This window comes from Thalassococcus sp. BH17M4-6, from assembly GCF_049323015.1.
Classification (GTDB): Bacteria; Pseudomonadota; Alphaproteobacteria; order Rhodobacterales; family Rhodobacteraceae; genus Puniceibacterium.
The window spans coordinates 30,752-47,917 of sequence record NZ_JBMPGU010000011.1 but is presented as its reverse complement, the minus strand read 5'-3'; the positions used below and the strand labels follow the sequence as shown (position 1 = coordinate 47,917).

The window sequence follows — 17,166 nt, the reverse complement described above, 5'->3', positions numbered from 1 at the left end:
ATAGATGATCCCGCGGCCATCGTCTGCCGATCCCCGGATCGGCACGACCGTCAAGCGAGGAGGGCGCAGCTTGGTCATCCTGCAACGCCCCCGGGCCACCGCACCTTTCACCTTTATCGATATCCGCCAGTCCGCCCGGCCCTTCGCCGAACCGCGCAGGCTGGCATGCTCCGGAGACTTCCATGACCAGCTACTTTGATCCCGTCACAATCGGCGACCTGGACCTGCCGAACCGCATCATCATGGCACCGCTCACGCGCGCCCGCGCGACCCGCGATGGCGTGCCCGTCCGGATCATGGCGGACTATTATCGCCAGCGCGCGGGCACCGGTCTGATCATCAGCGAAGCGACCTATCCCAACGACCAGGGCATCGGCTTCGAACTGGTGCCCGGCCTTTACAACGACGCCCAGGTCGAAGCGTGGAAGCCAGTCACCGACGCCGTGCATGCCGCGGGCGGGCGCATGTTTTGCCAGCTTGGGCACTGTGGCCGTGTCGCCGCAAGCTATCTGATGAACGGTCGGGATCCGCTGTCGCCCAGCGGGCTCAATGACGACCTGGGCCAGATCGAACCGCATGCGAAGCTTGAAAACGGCGCCTACGTCAAGATCGCCCCGACGCCGTCGCGCGCGATGACCCTGTCGGAGATCCAGCAGACCGTTGAGGATTTCGGGCAGGCGGCGGCCAACGCGATGCGGGCGGGGTTCGACGGTGTGGAGATTCACGCCGCCAACGGCTATCTGCCCAACCAGTTCCTGTCGGACCGGCTCAACACCCGCGACGACCGCTATGGCGGCAGCATCGAAAACCGTGCGCGCTTTGTGGTCGAGATTTTCGAGGCCATGAACCAGCATGTCCCGGCCAACCGGATCGGCATCCGTGTCTCGCCCTACGGCGTCTACAACAACGCCCGCCCGTCGGACCCGGCAGAAATCTTCGGGTATCTGGCCCGGCAGATGGACCGACTGGGCGCCGCCTACATGCATTCGGCGGATACCAACGGCTGGTTCGGGCTGCCGGATCAGGCGCAGATTCTGAACGTTCTGCGACCAAACTTCAGCGGTGCGATCATTGCCAACGGCGGGCTGACCGTTGCCGACGGCGCGCGGCTGCTGAGCGAGGGGCGCGTGCAGGCGATTGCCTTCGGGCGCGCCTTTATCGCCAATCCGGATCTGGTCGACCGCATCGCCCAGGGCGCGCCGCTGGCCGAGACACCGCAGGGCGGCTGGTACGCGCAAGGCGAAAAGGATTATGCAAATTTCCCGACCCTGACGCAGATGCAAACCGCCTGAAGCGTTCCGCGCTTCAGGTGTATCGCGAAATGCCTCAGGCCCGGTGCGCCGGGCCACCCGGCCTAGCGGCAGAAGGATCCGCTGCGATAGCGCGCCGTGTCGAAATGGAAATGATCCTGGTGGAACCGGTCGGAATTGGGCCCCAGCACGGTGCCGAAGATCCCACAGGCCTGGCCATGAACACGCCGCATGAGTCGACTGTCCCGTTCGGAGCGCCAGCCCCGCAGCACGCTGATCTCCGTGCCGTCGCGCAGGATCAGGCCGGAAATGTCGATGGCACGGCCCTTGCCATGCTCCGACACCTTTGCGCCGGGCAGGTTGTTGCGGGTCCGGCAGGCGTAATGGGCCGCCACTCGCAACCGGGCCAGACCACCGCCGCGCGATCCGACCGCTGGCTTGACCGATGAATTGACCCAGCGTTTCAAAGCCTTGGCCGTGCGGCAATCGATCAGCGCGGACTGCGTGAGGCCAACGCCGGAAACAGAGCGCACGCGCACGGCGTCCTGTATCCCGCAGGCGCCGATGCGCCCGGGCACGAAACCCACGGTATCCCCCTGCAGCGCCGGATCGCCGCAGACCGATCCGCGCACTTCGCGCTGGCGCTGCGCCATCGCGCGCTGCACGACCTCGGGTGTGCGGCGGGCCGGGCGCAGGGTGCGGGCCACGGCGCGCGGGGTGGCGTTCGCAAAGGCCAGAAGCGGCTCCATGAACTCAAGCGGTTCGGCCCGTTCGACGGGTTCCAGCCCGGACATGCGCCGCACCAGCTTCGCGACCAGCGCGGCCTCGAACACATCGGGGCGCGCCGACGGGCGCAGGCTCGGTGACAGGCGGTCGGTGATGGCGGGGGCAGCGGTTTCGACGTCCGCGGTCGCGCGCGCGACAGGGCGCAGGGAACTTTCGGGGGCCTTCGCCAGAGCCGGGGAGATCAGCGAAAACAGGACAAGAACCAACAGACCAACGCGCATTATCTCTCCACCTTGGCGCGCCCGAAATCCGGCGCATCCGTATCCTGTCCGGCCTCGATAATACCACGCCGGATGGCCCGCGTCCGGGTAAAATAATCTTGCAGAAGCGCACCGTCACCGGTGCGGATCGCGCGTTGCAGGGCAAAAAGCTCTTCGGTGAAGCGGCCGAGGATTTCCAGCGTCGCGTCCTTGTTGTTCAGGAACACATCGCGCCACATCGTCGGATCGGACGCCGCGATGCGGGTGAAATCCCGAAAACCTGTGGCAGAATACTTGATCACCTCGCTGTCGGTCACGCGGTTCAGATCATCCGCGACCCCCACCATCGTGTAGGCAATGAGGTGCGGCGCGTGGCTGGTGACGGCCAGCACCAGGTCGTGATGATCGACCTCCATCTCGTCGACATAGGAGCCCAGACCCTCCCAATACGTGCGCAGGGTGGCGACGGCGGCGGGGTCCGACCCCGGCATAGGCACCAGCAGGCACCAGCGGTTGTCGAAAAGGGTGGCAAAACCTGATTCCGGGCCGGAATGTTCGGTGCCGGCCAGCGGGTGGCCGGGCACGAAATGTACGCCGTCGGGGATATGCGGGCCGACGCTGTCGATCACCGCGCGCTTGACCGAACCGACATCCGTCACAGTGGCACCGGGTTTGAGATGCGGTGCGATCTCGGCCGCGACCTCGCCCATGGCGCCCACCGGCACAGCCAGCACCACCAGATCGGCATCTTTCACCGCATCGGCAAGGCTGTCGCAGACCGTATCGCACAGCCCGATCCGCCGCGCCGTGTCGCGGGTCTCGGCAGAGCGGGCAAAGCCCGACACCGTGCCCGCAAGCCCGCGGCGCTTCATCGCCCAGAACATCGACGAGGCGATCAGGCCCAGACCGACCAGCGCCACCTTGTTGTAGATCACACTCATCGCTGGCCTGCCTTGAACTGCCCCACCGCATGCGCGACGCGCCGACACGAGGATTCGTCGCCCACGGTGATCCGCAGGGCCGCCGGCAGTTTGTAGCCAGCCACGCGGCGCACGATCAGACCCTGGCTTTGCAGGTAGGCGTCACAATCCGCGGCCTCTTCTGCGGTGCCGAAGCGCGCGAGGATGAAATTCGCCATTGAGGTGTCCGAAGGCACCCCGTGTTCCGCCAACGCCTCGGCCAGCCAGGTGCGCATGCGGGCATTCTCGACGAGGCATTTTTCGACAAACGCGCGGTCGCGCACCGCCGCCTCGGCCGCGGCGAGCGCGGTGCCCGAAAGGTTGAAGGGGCCGCGAATGCGGTTCAGCACGTCGATGATCGCCTGCGGGCCATAGCCCCAGCCGACGCGCAGACCGCCCAGGCCGTAAAGCTTGGAAAAGGTGCGCGTCATCACCACGTTGTCGCGCGCCTCGACCAGCTGCGCGCCACCGTCATAACCGTCCACGTACTCGGCATATGCGCCGTCGAGCACCAGGATCGCCTTCGGCGGAATACCTTCGGCCAGCCGCTCGATCTCGGCCATGCCGATCATCGTGCCGGTGGGGTTGTTGGGATTGGCCAGGAAGACGAGCTTGGTGCGGTCCGAGCAGCCCGCAAGGAAGGCGTCGACATCCGTGACCCGCTCGCGCTCTGTCACCTCGACCGGCGTCGCGCCTGCCGCCATGGCGCTGATCCGATACATGCCGAAGCCGTGCACCGAATGCACCACCTCATCGCCCGGACCGGCGTAGCACTGGCAAAGGAAGTGGATGATCTCGTCACTGCCGACGCCGCAGATGATCCGGTTCGCATCCAGCCCGTGCACCTCGGCGATGGCCTGGCGCAGGCCCGCATGATCGGTGCTGGGATAGCGGTGCAATTCGTGCACGGACCGGCGCACCGCTTCCTGTGCCGCCGGTGAGGGGCCAAAGGGGTTTTCGTTCGAGCTGAGCTTGACGACGTTCGACACGCCCTCCACCGCGGCCTTGCCGCCCTGGTAGAGCGTGATGTCCATGATCCCCGGCTGCGGTGCGATGCTGTTCATCGAAAGTCTCCTTGCCGGTCGTCTTTAGCGGGGGTGCGGGGCCAAGAAAAGCGACAAGTCGGCGCGGCGACGGGGCGGCGGCGGAAACGCCTGGTGGCAAGCAGAGATTTCCGCCGCGCAACGCCCGACCCGGGCCGGGCGTTGCGCGGACCTCAGGTCGCCAGCACGTTGCGGAACAGCCAGGGGTCGGAATCGTCGATATCCTCGGGGAAATGTTCCCAGCGGTCCTGCAGGGGAGTCCAGTCGGTGTAATGCGCCTCGACCGGGCCCAGATAAGGGCGCTGCACCTCTAGGCAACGGGCGTGGTCCATCTCGTCTGTTTCGACGATGCCCGCATCGGGATTTTCCAGCGCCCAGACCATGCCCGCCAGCACGGCCGAGCTGACCTGCAGGCCGGTGGCGTTCTGGTAGGGGGCCAGGTCGCGGGTTTCCTCGTTCGACAGGCGCGAACCGAACCAGAGCGCGTTCTTTTCGTGCCCGAACAGCAGAACGCCCAGTTCGTCGATCCCCTCGACAATCTCGTCCTCGGTCAGGATGTGATGCTTGGTCTGCTGCTTGCCGGAGCCGAACATTTCGTGCAGCGACAGCACCGCGTCGTCGGACGGGTGATAGGCATAGTGGCAGGTCGGGCGGAATTCCGGGCTGCCCGCGTCGCCCACGGTGTAGTAATCCGAGATCGAGATCGCCTCGTTGTGGGTGACGAGAAAGCCGAACTGCGGCCCCGGCGTCGGGCACCAGGTGTGCACGCGGGTGATGGCACCCGGACGTTCCAGCCAGATCCCGGCCTGACAGCCGGTGTCATAGGAATGGCCGTTTTCCGGGAACCAGGTTTCATGCGTGCCCCAGCCCAGTTCGGCGGGCTGGAAGCCTTCGGCGATGAAGCCCTCCACCGACCAGGTGTTGACGAACACGTTGCGCGGGCGCGGCACGCGGCGGGCCTGGGTGTCGCGTTCGGCGATGTGCACGCCCTTGACCCCCAGCGTCTGCATCAGTTTGGCCCAGTCCGTGCGGTCCTGCGGCATCGCGACGTCATGGCCGGTATCCTTGGCCAGGGTCAAAAGCGCCTCTTTCACGAACCAGCTGACCATGCCGGGGTTGGCGCCGCAGCAGCTGACCGCCGTGGTGCCGCCGGGATTGGCGGCCTTTTCATCGCGCACCTTCTGGCGCAGGGCATAGTTGGTCCGCTCGGCATTGTCGGTGGTGTCGAAATAGAAGCCCGCCCAGGGTTCCACCACGGTGTCGATGTACGGCACGCCCAGTTCGCGGCAGAATTTCATGAGATCCAGCGACGAGGTATCGACCGACAGGTTCACGCAGAACCCCTTGCCGTCCTTGAACAAATCGCCCAGCACTTCGCGGTAGTTGTCGCGGGTGATCGCGACCTGCATGTGCTTCAGCCCGTGCTGGCGCAGGAAGTTCGCCTGCGCCTTGTCGGGTTCGATCACGGTGAACTTGTCCGCGTCATAGTCGAAATGCCGTTCGATCAGCGGCCAGGTGCCCTTGCCGATCGAGCCGAAGCCGATCATCACGATGGGGCCGTCAATGCGACCGTAGACGGGGTATTCCTGTGCCATCCGGGGACCTCCTGCTTGCAATCAGTCCCTACCTAACCCGTGTCGCGGCAAAGGGAAATGCGGGCGGCGGATTTTCGGGCCCGAGTGGTCCGGTCCGCGGTCAGACAACCACGTCAAAGCTTTGCTGCGATCCGACGTCGAAGACCTGTTTGTAGCGGTCGATCTGCTCCTGCGGGCCCATCGCCTTTTTGGGGTTGTCCGACAGCTTGACCGTGGGCTTGCCGTTCGCCTGCACCGCCTTGCAGACCAGGCTGAAGGGCGCCAGTCGGTCGTCCGGGGTCAATCCCCGGAAATCGTTGGTCAAAAGCGTGCCCCAGCCAAAGCTGACCCGGACACGGCCTGCGAATTGTGCGTGCAGCTCCAGGATCTTGTCCTCGTCCAGGCCGTCGGAAAAGATCACCAGCTTCTGGCGCGGATCCTCGCCGCGCTCTTTCCACCAGCGGATCGCCACCTCGGCACCAGTGGCGGGATCGCCGCTGTCGATGCGGATGCCGGTCCAGCCCGCCAGCCAGTCGGGCGCGCGCTGCAGAAAGCCCTCGGTGCCGAAGGTATCGGGCAGGATGATGCGCAGGTTGCCTTCGTGTTCCTCGTGCCAATCGGCCAGAACGTCGTAGGGTGCCCGGGCCAGTGCTTCGTCGTCTTCGGCCAGGGCGGCATAGACCATGGGCAGTTCGTGGGCGTTGGTTCCGATCGCCTCAAGGTCGCGGTTCTTGGCGATGAGGCAGTTCGATGTGCCGGCAAAGCCTGCGCCCAGCCCTTCGGTCATGGCCTGAACGCACCAGTCCTGCCAGAGAAACGAATGCCGCCGACGGGTGCCGAAATCGGCGATCCGAAGGTCGGGCACGCCACGCAGGCGTTCGACCTTTTCCCAAAGCTTGGTCATCGCCCGGGCGTAAAGCACCTGCAGTTCGAACCGACCCATTTCGTTCAGGACGGCGCGGCCGCGCAGTTCCATCAGCACGGCGAGCGCGGGAATTTCCCACAACATGACCTCGGGCCAGGCGCCTTCGAAGGTCAGTTCGTACTGATCGCCCACCCGTTCCAGGTGGTAGGGCGGCAGGCGCAGGTTTTCGAACCAGTCCATGAAATCCGGGCGGAACATCTGGCGCTTGCCGTAAAAGGTGTTGCCGCGCATCCAGGTGGATTCGCCCCGCCGCAGCGACAGCGAGCGGATGTGGTCAAGCTGTTCGCGCAGCTCGCCTTCGTCGATGAGCTTGGCCAGCGGCACGTGCTTTGACCGGTTGATCAGGCTGAAGGTAACCTGGGTGTCGGGCTTGTTGCGAAACACCGACTGGCACATCAGCAGCTTGTAGAAATCGGTGTCGATCAGCGACCGGACGATCGGGTCGATCTTCCACTTGTGGTTCCAGACGCGGGTGGCGATATCGACCATGGGCAGCCTTCATGCTTTGGGCCTTGTTTTGAAACCATGTTTTCTGCGGCCTGTACAGGGTCGCGACGGGAAGGATGCCGCAAAATGGCCCATGGTGCACCGTATTTCCGCCGGTTCGACAGGCAAGGCTGAGGGCCAGTCAGACCCGGAGGACGGCCCGAGCCCCATGAAATACGATGTCGATATCCAGTTGATCGCACCCGACGCGGTGTTCGACGACCCCAAGACTGCGGCGGCACTGGAAATCGCGGGCATCCGCCGCAATGCGCGCAACAACTACGTGGCCAAGTTCCGCGATCCCGCCACCGCCCGCGCGCTCAAGGGCGCCGATGCCGAGGTGCGCGCCTATTTCGAGGCGTGCGGTTTTGCCTTCGTGGCTTCGGGCCAGGCCTTTCCCGCGGGCCGGTTCGATGCGCGGTTCGATGATCACATGACGGATGTCGTGAAACGGTTGCAGGAGAATCTGATGCGGTTCGATCTGCGAGGCCGGGACTGGAACGGCTTTGATATCGGCGAACTGATGGTGACGCTTGGCACCACGCAGCCGCTGGCGCTCGAAACGCCGCCACCTGCCGGCGTCGGGCGCCGCGTGAAAGGCCTGGATGCAGGCGGGCTGATGCGGCTGATCCTGCCGCTGGGCGGGATGGCGGCCATCGGCTGGGTGGCGCTGCACCTGCTGCCGCTGCAGACCGAGATGCAAGATGTCGTGGCCGAACCTGCGCCGGTCATGGCCGCGCCGATGACCGCCAAGCGGTCGGATTATGCCCCCGCACCCGGCTCGTCGCTTGATCACCTGTTGAAGGCCGCCCGCAGCGCGGATCAGTGATCGGTCAGCGTCACCCCCGCCTGCCGCATTCCGTCCCTTGCTGCATCCAATGACCCGCCGAGGTCGATGGCACGGCAGAGATCCTGCCGGACGGTCACGGCAAAGCCCAGCCCCGCCGCGTCCACCGCGCTGAAGTTCACGCAGAAATCCGTGGCAAGGCCTGCCATCGTCAGGCTGTCGATCCCGCGCGACCGCAGATACCCCTCGAGCCCCGTCGGGGTTTCGTGGTCGTTCTCGAAAAACGCCGAATAGCTGTCGATGGCGGGATTGTAGCCCTTGCGGATGATCAGATCGGCGCGGTCGGTCGCAAGCGCTGGGTGAAAACGCGCGCCGTCCGTTCCCTGCACGCAATGATCGGGCCAGAGCACCTGCGGGCCGTAGGGCATCTCGGTCATCTCCATCGGTGCCTTGCCCGGGTGCTGGCTGGCAAAGGAAGAATGCCCCGCCGGGTGCCAGTCCTGCGTCAGGATCACCGCGTCGAAATCGGCCATCAGCGCATTGATCGGGGCCACGATCTCGTCCCCGCCTGTTACGGCAAGCGCCCCGCCGGGGCAGAAATCGTTCTGGACGTCGATGACGACAAGCGCGTGCATGGCAGCCTCCGAATGGAATCTGGTCTGAGCCAACAGACTGGAAATTCCTGCGGCCCGCAACCGCGCATTTTCTGCGCGGCCATCGTGCTTTTCGCGTTTGGTCGAATGCCGTATAATTCACCTGAAACAGCCGGAACCAGAGCATGTCGGACATACCCGATCTATCAAGCTGCAAGGCAACCGATGCTTTGCTCGGTTTCCAAGAACTGTCCTGCGGCGAAGGTGGGCGTTTCTATCGCGCCGATTGGCTTGGAGTGACTTGGACCGAAGCGATGTTCATGTGGCAAATTTTGGTCTGGGTCATCGCTCTATGGCTTTCGGCCAATGTGCTGCGCGATCTCTGGCGCTACGGGTTCATGGACAGGCATGTGGTCGTCGCCGGTCTGTTATGGCTGGTATGTGTGCCGATTGTGCTGGCGATCGTACTGGCCGGTTTGAATCTGCCCTATGGCTTGGCGCGCCATGGCCTACGGTTGGGCCACGAAGCATCGGTCGGGGTGTGCTTGGCAATCTGGGGAATGATGCTTAGTTGGGTTTTGCACAAAGCCTCAAACCGCCGTTAGAAACATTGTTAACTGTCGCAGCGCTTTATCACTTTACCCGCTTTGACGACCCGGCCGCTCTGCGTGCGCCGCTGCTTGCCTTGTGCCGCGCGCAGAAGGTTACCGGCACGCTGCTGCTGGCGCGCGAGGGGATCAACGGCACCATCGCTGGCCCCGAGGCCGGGATCGGGGCGGTGCTGGCACATGTCCGCGCGCTGCCCGGGTGCGATGGGCTCGAATGGAAGCGGTCGACCGCGCGCGAGCGGCCGTTCGCGCGGATGAAGGTGCGGCTGAAGAAAGAGATCGTGACCATGGGCCAGCCGGATGTCGATCCGCGCGCCCGGGTCGGGAATTACGTGGCGCCCGCGGACTGGAACGATCTGATCCGCAGCCCGGATGTGGCGGTGATCGACACGCGCAACGATTACGAGGTCGCCATCGGCAGTTTCGACGGCGCGGTCGATCCGCAGACCCAGAGCTTTCGCGACTTTCCCGGCTGGTGGGAGGCGAACAAGCACCGGTTTCACAACAAGCGGATCGCGATGTTCTGCACCGGTGGGATCCGCTGCGAAAAATCCACCAACTACCTGCTGGGGCAGGGGGTCGAGGATGTCTATCACTTGCAGGGCGGAATCCTGAAATACCTCGAAGAGGTGCCGGAGGCCGAGAGCACCTGGCACGGCGATTGCTTTGTCTTCGACGGGCGGGTGTCGGTTGGGCACGGTCTGATCGAGGGGCCGCACGAACTTTGCCACGCCTGCCGCCGTCCGATCCTGCCAGAGGATCGCACGCGCCCGGAATACGAACACGGCGTGGCCTGCCATCTGTGTGTCGACCAGACGACAGAGGCCGACAAGGCGCGGTTTCGCGAACGGCAGCGGCAGATCGCGCTGGCTCACGCCCGCGGCGAACGGCACCTTGCGGCGGATGTGGATGAAGAGGGCTGAGGCCGGGATGCCTGCGGCATGCGAGAGACCAGTCTCTCGCGCTCTCTGAGGTTATTTGAAACCGAAGAAGGGGTCAGGCGGCGACAGGACCGGGGGCGCGCCCCGCGCGCTGTCCCCGCAGCAGGATCAGGATGATGATGCCGATGTTGACGCTGTTCCAGACGATACCGTTGATGAAGGCCCATTGGTAGCTGCCGGTCAGATCGTAGATCACCCCGGAGAGCCATCCGCCAAGCGCCATCCCGGCAATCGTCAGCATCATCACGAAACCGACGCGGGCGCCTGCCTCTTTCGCGGGCAGGTACTCGCGCACGATGACCGCGTAGCTGGGGACGATGCCGCCCTGGCTGAGCCCGAAGATTAGGCTCACCGTATAAAGCGAGACCAGTCCGCCCGCGGGCAGGTAGAGGAAGAGCGCGATGCATTGCAGCGTCGACCCGATGAGCAGGGTACGCACCCCGCCCAGCCGGTCGGTCAGCGCGCCCGACACCAACCGCGACACCACCCCGCCCAGGAGCATCAGCGACAGCATTTCCGCGCCGACCGCGCTGCCGTAGCCCAGATCGACGCAGAGCGACACGATATGCACCTGCGGCATCGACATCGCGACGCAGCAGCCGATGCCTGCGAGGCCCAGAAGCCACATCAGCTGGCGTGGTGAGAAACCGGTGGCCCGGGCGCGCCCGGCGCGCAAAACTTCGGACGCCTGCATCGCGGCCTCGGGCACCCGGCGACGCAGCAGCAGCGACAGCGGCACCATGGTCAGGATCGTGAGGATGGCCAGCGCCGTATAGATCCAGCGCCAGCCTTCGCCGGCGGCGAGCCAGCCCAGGAGCACCGGCCAGATCGCCCCCGAGAGGTAATTGCCCGAGGCGGCGATGGCCACGGCGATGCCGCGCCGCCGCTGGAACCAGTGCGAGATGTCGGCGATCAGCGGGCCAAAACACGACGCCGTGCCAAAGCCGATGCCAAGCTGCACCAGCGCCAGGACCAGGATCGACGGGCTGAGCGCTGCCAGCGCGTAGCTCACCGCGATGAGCAGCGCCGCGCCGATCAGCGACCACGTGATGCCGAACCGGTCGACCGCGCGGCCGATGAACATGTTGCCCAGGGCAAAGCCGATCATCGTGGTGGTGTAGGGCAGCGCCGCCTCGGCCCGGGTGACGCCGAATTCCGTGCCCACGTCGGGCATCACCACAACGATGGCCCACATGCCGACATTGCCCATCACCGCGATCAGCAGGGTGATGGCCAGGCGGGTCCAGGCATAGCGGCTGTCAAGCGGGCTGGGGTCTGTCATGGCCGCCATGTTAGACGCGGCTTTGGGGATTAGGTATCCCGAAAGCGACAGTCGAAGCCGTGCCCGGCCATTGTGCGGGCACAGGCCCGCTGACCCCCAAGGGGGTTTGCAACTGCGCGCCCCGTCCCTGTAGAGTTTCCGGGAACGCGAGGGGGGGGATAACATCCGAATGACCGTGACGCTGGCCGATATTCTTGCCGCAGCCAAAGTGCTGCGGGGTGTGGCGGATCACACCCCGCTGATCCCTTCGCCGTATCTGGAAGCGCGGTTCGGGCATGCGGTCTGGCTCAAGCTGGAGAACATGCAGCCCATTGGCGCGTTCAAGCTGCGCGGTGCGCTCAATGCGGTACGGGCGCTGCCTGCGGACACGCGCGGCGTCACCTGCTGTTCAACCGGCAATCACGGGCGTGGCGTGGCCTTTGCCGCGCGGGCGCGGGGAATGCGGGCGGTGATCTGCATGTCGGAGCTTGTGCCGCAGACCAAGGTCGACGGCATTCGCGCGCTGGGGGCGGAGGTCCGGATTGTCGGCCGGTCGCAGGACGCGGCGCTGGCCGAAAGCCAGCGGCTGGTGGCCGAAGAGGGGCTGGCCGAAATTTCGCCCTTCGACGATCCGCACGTGATCGCGGGGCAGGGCACCATCGGGCTTGAGATCATGGCGGCGCAGCCGCAGATCGACACGCTGCTGGTGCCGCTTTCGGGCGGCGGGCTGGCCGCCGGGATCGCCCGGGCGGCCAAGGCGATTCGCCCCGACATCCGTATCGTCGGCATCAGCATGGACCGGGGGGCGGCGATGCAGCAAAGCCTGGCCGCCGGACATCCCGTCGAGGTCGAGGAGGTGGCGAGCCTGGCCGATTCCCTGGGCGGCGGCATCGGTGCGGACAACCGCCTGTCCTTTCCGATGTGCCGCGACCTGCTGGACGAGGTCGTGCTGGTGACCGAGGACGAGATCTACCGTGCCCTGCAGGTGCTGTTCTACGAGGATCGCATCGTCGCCGAAGGCGCCTGTGTGGTGGGTATCGCCGCGCTGATGGCGGGCAAGGTCACGCTTACCGGGCCGGCCGCCACGGTGATCACCGGGCGCAATGTCGACATGACGCTGTTCGGCGACGTCATGGCGGGGCGCGACGTGACGCTGGGCGATCTGGTCGTCAAGGGTGTGCCCTATGCCCGCTGAACCGCTTCTGCTGTCCGAAGACCGCCTGCGCGCGCTTGTGGCGCTGCATCTGGACGTCGTCGACGTGATCGAACAGGCCTTTGTCGCGCTGGCCGAGGGGCGGGTGATCATGCCGCCGATCATGTCGATGGAATTGCCCATGCTGAACGCCGAGGTGGATGCCAAGACCGCCTTTATCGCCGGGCTGGACGTCTTCGCGCTGAAGGTCAGCACCGGGTTCTTCGACAACCCCGCGCGCGGGATGCCCAGCCTGGGCGGTATGGTCAACGTGCTGTCGGCACTCGATGGCTCGGTGCGGGCGGTGTTTCTGGACAACGGCTACCTGACCGACCTGCGGACCGCCGCTGCCGGGGCGGTCGCGGCGCGGCATCTGGCACCCGAGGTGGTGACCACTGCAGGCGTCATCGGCACCGGCTTGCAGGCGCGGCTGCAGATGCGCGCGGCGCATCTGGTGCGTCCGTTCGAACGGGTGCTGGTCTGGGGGCGCGATCTGGAAAAGGCCGCGAGCTGCGCCGCCGATCTGGCGCAGGACATCGGGGTTGAGGCCGAGGTTTGCAGCGATCCGCGCCTGCTGGTCAAGCGCAGCCAGCTGGTCGTGACCACAACGCCATCGTTCACGCCGCTGGTTCAGGCCGACTGGCTGCACCCCGAACTGCATATCACGGCGATGGGATCGGATGCCCCCGACAAGGGCGAACTGCATCCCCGTTGCCTGACCCGCGCCGATCTTTACATCGCCGACAGCGCCGCACAGGTCCGGCTGCGCGGCGAATGGCGCGCTGCGCTGGAAAGTGGCGACTGGACCGGCGACGACCCTGCCGAACTGGGCCAGGTGATCGGCGGGCAGGCGAAGGGCCGCACCGATCCGCGCCAGATCACAATTGCCGATCTGACCGGCACCGGGGCGCAGGACACCGCGATGGCGGCACATGTGCTGGAGCGTCTGGCCGATGCTTAAGCTCGACGCGCGCGATATGGAAATCCTGCGTGTGCTCAGCCACCGCGGCCGGATCACCAAGGCGGAACTGGCCGAACAGGTGGGATTGTCGCCCACACCCTGCTGGGAGCGTCTGAAAAAGCTCGAAACCGCGGGAATCATCGAAGGCTACGGTGCGCGCCTGTCGCTGCGCGCCTTTGGCCCGCATGTGGTGGTTTTCGTCGCCTGCGAGCTTGAGGGCCACAAGGCCGAGCATTTCCAGGCCTTCGAGCGGGCGGTGCAACGCTATGAAGAGGTCACCTGGGCCTGGGCGCTGGGCGGCGGATTCGATTACCTTCTGCAGGTCGTAACTCGCGACATCGATGCCTACCAGCGCCTGATCGACGCGCTGCTCGAAGCGCGGGTCGGGCTGGCGCGGTACTACACCTATATCGTCACGAAACCGGTTAAATCCTCGGTCGGGCTACCGCTCGGACTGTTGCTGGACGACTGAAAAGGCCGGGAACGGTGCGCGGCAGAGGAATGGTCTGGCAAGCCGCGCCGGGGCAGAGGAATCCTCTGCCCGGGGCAGTGAATTTGGTCTCACCCTCTGGTGAGGGCGTCCTAGTCTGACCGCAGTCAGGCCAAGGAGGAAACCCCCATGACCGTCCATCGAACCCTACCCAAAACGCCCCTGTCGCAGATTGGTGACGCACGCCTTGTGCGCAGCTTTGCCTATGTCGGCGGAAAGTGGTGCAGCGGCGCCGACAGCGCGGCCTTTGCCGTGACCAACCCCGCCGACGGTGAATGGCTGGGCGAGGTCGCGCAGCTTTCGGGCAAGGATGCCACCCGTGCCGTCGATGTGGCGCAGGCCGCCTTTGCCGATTGGTCCGCCACCCTTCCGCAGGACCGCGCGCGCCTGCTGCGCCGCTGGTACGACCTGATGATCGAACACCGCGAAGACCTGGCGCGAATCATGGTTCTGGAACAGGGCAAGCCGATTTCCGAAGCGCGGGGCGAGATCACCTATGCCGCTGATTTCGTGGAATTCTACGCCGAGGAAACCCGCCGTCCGAACATCGAGGGCGTCACCTCGCATCTGCCAGATGCCGAGGTCGAGCTTTGGCGCGAACCGATGGGTGTCGCGGCCCTCATCACCCCCTGGAACTTTCCCTGCGCCATGCTGACCCGCAAGGCCGCCGCGGCGCTGGCGGCTGGCTGCACGGTGGTCGCGCATCCCAGCGCCGAGACACCGTTTTCCGCGCTGGCATTGGCCGAACTTGCCGATCGCGCGGGCTTTCCGCCGGGCGTCTTCAACGTCGTGACAGGCCAGGCGCCCGAGGTGGTCGCGCCCTGGACGCAGGATGCCCGCGTGCGGGTGCTGTCCTTCACCGGATCGACCGAAATCGGGCGGCTGCTGTACCAGCAGTGCGCGGGCACAGTGAAATCGCTGATCATGGAACTGGGCGGACACGCGCCGGTGCTGGTCTTCGGCGACACGGACCTCGACCAGGCGGTCGACGAGACGATGAAGGCCAAGTTCGCCACCTCCGGCCAGGATTGCCTGGGCGCGAACCGCATCTTCGTGGAGCGTGGCATCTACGACGCCTTTGTCGAAAAGTTCGCCGCCGCCACGCAGAAGCTGACTCTGGGCATCGGCATGGACGATCCCGAGATCGGCCCGCTGATGAACGAAAAGGCCGTCGCCAAGCAGGAGGAGCACGTGGCCGACGCGCTGGAGAAGGGCGCGCGGCTGGTCTGCGGCGGCAAACGCCACGCGCTGGGGCCGCTTTTTTATGAACCGACGGTTCTGGCCGATGTTCCCGCCGATGCGCTGATCCTGCGCGAGGAAACCTTTGGCCCGGTCGCGGCCATCGTGCCGTTCGACAGCGAGGACGAGGTTCTGGCCCGCGCCAATGACAGCGAATATGGCCTTGTCGCCTATGTGCACACGATGGACCCGCGGCGCATTTACCGTCTGGCCCGGGCGCTGCAATTCGGCATGGTCGCCGTCAACCGCACCAAGGTCACCGGCGCGCCAATCCCCTTTGGCGGGATGAAGCAATCGGGCCTGGGCCGCGAAGGCGCGCGTCAGGGCTTGGAGGCGTTCACCGAAATCAAGTATGTGTGCCGCGACTGGGCCTGAGCGCCACACACGCCCCCAAAGGCCCGGGCCGAAAAGTCCGGCGCCTGCGGCGAGAGTTTTCTAGGAAAGAACGGGGAATGGCTGCGCGCCGACCCGCGGAAAGGACAAGACATGCTGAAGAACGATATGCTGGAGCAGTGGGACCGTGAGAATTTCTTCCACCCCTCGACCCACCTTGCGGAATTCGCCCGGGGCAACCTGCCCCAGCGCGTGATCACCGGCGGGACGAACTGCCATATCGAAGATCGCGACGGCAACCGGATGCTGGACGCCTTTGCCGGGCTTTACTGCGTCAACGTGGGCTATGGCCGGCAGGACATTGCCGAGGCGATGGCCACGCAGGCCCGCGAACTGGCCTATTACCACTCTTACGTCGGCCACGGGACCGAGGCGTCGATTACGCTGGCGAAAATGATCATGGACCGCGCGCCCGCGCATATGTCCAAGGTCTATTTCGGCCTGTCGGGTTCGGATGCGAACGAGACCAACATCAAGCTGGTCTGGTATTACAACAACATCCTGGGCCGCCCCGAGAAGAAAAAGATCATTTCGCGCTGGCGCGGCTATCACGGGTCGGGGTTGATGACCGGGTCGCTGACCGGGCTCGAGCTTTTTCACAAGAAGTTCGATCTGCCGCTGAGCCAGGTCATCCACACCGAAGCGCCCTATTACTTCCGGCGGCCCGACATGGCGATGTCCGAGGCGGATTTCGTCGCCCATTGCGCCGCCGAACTTGAGGCGCTGATCGAGGATGAGGGCCCCGAAACCATCGCCGCCTTCATCGGCGAACCGGTTCTGGGCACCGGCGGCATCGTGCCCCCGCCCGAAGGCTACTGGGCCGCGATCCAGGAGGTGCTTGCGAAACACGATATCCTGCTGATCGCCGACGAGGTCGTGACCGGTTTTGGCCGTCTGGGCACGATGTTCGGGTCAGAGCATTACGGGCTGAAGCCCGATCTGATCACCATCGCCAAGGGCCTGACTTCGGCCTATGCGCCGCTCTCGGGGTCGATCGTCAGCGACAGGATGTGGAAGGTGCTTGAGCAGGGCACGGATGAAAACGGCCCCATCGGCCACGGCTGGACCTATTCGGCCCATCCCATCGGTGCCGCGGCGGGTGTCGCGAACCTCAAGCTCATCGACGAGTTGAACCTCGTGCAGAATGCCGGTGAGACCGGCGCCTATCTCAACAAGGTCATGGCCGACGCCGTGGGCGCCCATGCCCATGTGGGCGAGGTTCGCGGCGAAGGCATGTTGTGCGCGGTGGAATTCGTGGAGGACCGCGACAGCCGCACCTTCTTTGACGCGGGCGACAAGGTCGGCGCGCGGCTGGCGGCGGCGTTGCTGGAGCAGGGAGTGATCGCGCGCGCCATGCCGCAGGGCGACATCCTGGGCTTCGCGCCGCCCTTCTGCCTGACCAAGGCCGAAGCCGACGAGGTTGCGGGCAAGACCGCCAAGGCCGTGGCCGAGGTTCTGGGTTAGGAAACGTTTGGGGG

16 protein-coding genes are annotated in these 17,166 nt (G+C 65.4%); 9 read left to right on the top strand and 7 right to left on the bottom strand.

Translation table 11 applies throughout. The annotated features are described in order from the left end of the window. The first annotated feature begins 182 nt into the window (after positions 1 to 182). Entirely contained in the window at positions 183 to 1,292 is a 1,110-nt protein-coding gene (locus ACOXXX_RS15555) for an alkene reductase (RefSeq protein ID WP_422827524.1), read from the top strand. Between the two features lie 62 nt (positions 1,293 to 1,354). On the opposite strand, the gene ACOXXX_RS15550 is transcribed toward ACOXXX_RS15555, so the two are convergent. From ACOXXX_RS15550 to pncB, 5 genes are all read right to left on the bottom strand, one after another. Next, positions 1,355 to 2,257, bottom strand: coding sequence for an extensin family protein (locus ACOXXX_RS15550; RefSeq protein ID WP_422827523.1), 903 nt, complete (start codon positions 2,255 to 2,257; stop codon positions 1,355 to 1,357). Beyond that, positions 2,257 to 3,177, bottom strand: coding sequence for a prephenate/arogenate dehydrogenase family protein (locus tag ACOXXX_RS15545; RefSeq protein ID WP_422827522.1), 921 nt, complete (start codon positions 3,175 to 3,177; stop codon positions 2,257 to 2,259). Before ACOXXX_RS15545 ends, ACOXXX_RS15550 begins: the two co-directional genes overlap by 1 nt. Next, positions 3,174 to 4,259, bottom strand: a complete 1,086-nt coding sequence (gene hisC, locus ACOXXX_RS15540; protein WP_422827521.1) for a histidinol-phosphate transaminase — start codon at positions 4,257 to 4,259, stop codon at positions 3,174 to 3,176. The genes ACOXXX_RS15545 and hisC overlap by 4 nt, the downstream gene beginning before the upstream one ends. 152 nt (positions 4,260 to 4,411) lie before the next feature. After that, complete coding sequence (locus tag ACOXXX_RS15535) at positions 4,412 to 5,833, bottom strand: homospermidine synthase (protein ID WP_422827520.1); 1,422 nt, start codon at positions 5,831 to 5,833, stop codon at positions 4,412 to 4,414. A 100-nt stretch (positions 5,834 to 5,933) separates the two neighbouring features. Then, complete coding sequence (pncB, locus tag ACOXXX_RS15530; protein ID WP_422827519.1) at positions 5,934 to 7,226, bottom strand: nicotinate phosphoribosyltransferase; 1,293 nt, start codon at positions 7,224 to 7,226, stop codon at positions 5,934 to 5,936. Between the two features lie 166 nt (positions 7,227 to 7,392). Between pncB and ACOXXX_RS15525 the strand changes: the two genes are divergently transcribed. Then, positions 7,393 to 8,052: a hypothetical protein gene (locus ACOXXX_RS15525; protein WP_422827518.1), complete on the top strand. Its 660-nt coding sequence runs from the start codon at positions 7,393 to 7,395 to the stop codon at positions 8,050 to 8,052. Here ACOXXX_RS15525 and pncA read toward each other — a convergent pair. Beyond that, entirely contained in the window at positions 8,046 to 8,645 is a 600-nt protein-coding gene (gene pncA, locus ACOXXX_RS15520; RefSeq protein ID WP_422827517.1) for a bifunctional nicotinamidase/pyrazinamidase, read from the bottom strand. The two genes, ACOXXX_RS15525 and pncA, sit on opposite strands and share 7 nt — an antisense overlap. 143 nt (positions 8,646 to 8,788) lie before the next feature. Between pncA and ACOXXX_RS15515 the strand changes: the two genes are divergently transcribed. Together ACOXXX_RS15515 and ACOXXX_RS15510 are read left to right on the top strand one after the other, a co-directional pair. Continuing rightward, the gene (locus ACOXXX_RS15515) at positions 8,789 to 9,208 is read left to right on the top strand and encodes a hypothetical protein (protein ID WP_422827516.1); all 420 of its coding nucleotides are present in this window, start codon (positions 8,789 to 8,791) and stop codon (positions 9,206 to 9,208) included. Between the two features lie 5 nt (positions 9,209 to 9,213). Continuing rightward, positions 9,214 to 10,134: a rhodanese-related sulfurtransferase gene (locus ACOXXX_RS15510; protein WP_422827515.1), complete on the top strand. Its 921-nt coding sequence runs from the start codon at positions 9,214 to 9,216 to the stop codon at positions 10,132 to 10,134. A 73-nt stretch (positions 10,135 to 10,207) separates the two neighbouring features. Here the strand turns inward: ACOXXX_RS15510 and ACOXXX_RS15505 are convergent, their stop codons facing one another. Then, a complete protein-coding gene (locus ACOXXX_RS15505; RefSeq protein ID WP_422827514.1) occupies positions 10,208 to 11,434 on the bottom strand; it encodes an MFS transporter in 1,227 nt (408 codons plus the stop codon). Between the two features lie 169 nt (positions 11,435 to 11,603). On the opposite strand from ACOXXX_RS15505, the gene eutB reads away from it, so the two are divergent. From eutB to ACOXXX_RS15480, 5 genes are all read left to right on the top strand, one after another. After that, positions 11,604 to 12,608 carry a hydroxyectoine utilization dehydratase EutB gene (gene eutB / locus ACOXXX_RS15500; RefSeq protein ID WP_422827513.1) on the top strand — a complete coding sequence of 335 codons (1,005 nt, stop codon included), beginning with the start codon at positions 11,604 to 11,606 and terminating at the stop codon, positions 12,606 to 12,608. After that, positions 12,598 to 13,566, top strand: a complete 969-nt coding sequence (locus tag ACOXXX_RS15495; RefSeq protein WP_422827512.1) for an ornithine cyclodeaminase family protein — start codon at positions 12,598 to 12,600, stop codon at positions 13,564 to 13,566. The genes eutB and ACOXXX_RS15495 overlap by 11 nt, the downstream gene beginning before the upstream one ends. Then, positions 13,559 to 14,038 (top strand): Lrp/AsnC family transcriptional regulator, encoded by a 480-nt coding sequence (locus tag ACOXXX_RS15490; RefSeq protein WP_422827511.1) that lies wholly within the window; start codon positions 13,559 to 13,561, stop codon positions 14,036 to 14,038. The genes ACOXXX_RS15495 and ACOXXX_RS15490 overlap by 8 nt, the downstream gene beginning before the upstream one ends. A gap of 147 nt (positions 14,039 to 14,185) precedes the next feature. Further along, positions 14,186 to 15,670: an NAD-dependent succinate-semialdehyde dehydrogenase gene (locus ACOXXX_RS15485; protein WP_422827510.1), complete on the top strand. Its 1,485-nt coding sequence runs from the start codon at positions 14,186 to 14,188 to the stop codon at positions 15,668 to 15,670. A gap of 111 nt (positions 15,671 to 15,781) precedes the next feature. Next, a complete protein-coding gene (locus ACOXXX_RS15480) occupies positions 15,782 to 17,152 on the top strand; it encodes an aspartate aminotransferase family protein (protein ID WP_422827509.1) in 1,371 nt (456 codons plus the stop codon). Positions 17,153 to 17,166 lie beyond the last annotated feature (14 nt).